Source organism: Flagellimonas olearia, assembly GCF_009184425.1.
Taxonomy (GTDB): Bacteria; Bacteroidota; Bacteroidia; order Flavobacteriales; family Flavobacteriaceae; genus Flagellimonas; species Flagellimonas olearia.
This window is the reverse complement of sequence record NZ_WELG01000159.1, coordinates 1-331: the sequence shown is the minus strand read 5'-3', so window position 1 is coordinate 331 and position 331 is coordinate 1. Positions and strand designations below refer to the sequence as shown.

Genomic DNA, 331 nt, shown 5'->3' with positions numbered 1-331 from the left:
CTTTTAGCTGGTCTGCGGCCTGTTGGCGAACTTCGGCCTTGGCGTAGCGGTAGTACTGCACCAAGGGAATATGGCTGGGGCATACATAGGCACAGGCACCGCATTCGATGCAGTCCATCAGGTTGTGATGCTGTGCTTTTTCCAGGTCGTCATTCTTGGCGTGCCAGTACAGTTGCTGGGGCAGCAGGTTGGCTGGGCACACTTCCGCGCAGGAACCACAGCGAATGCAGGGTTGTTCCGGTGGCGGTTCCGGCAGCTCTTCCGGGCTGGCAGCAATAATGCAGTTGGTGGTTTTGACCACCGGCACAGCCGGGTTGTGCAGGGTGAAGCA

Annotated in this window: 1 protein-coding gene; it reads right to left on the bottom strand. The window is 58.6% G+C overall.

Annotated elements, in window-relative coordinates:
- On the bottom strand, window positions 1–331 hold a 331-nt coding region (locus tag F8C76_RS19515; protein ID WP_152132976.1), incomplete at both ends, for a 4Fe-4S dicluster domain-containing protein.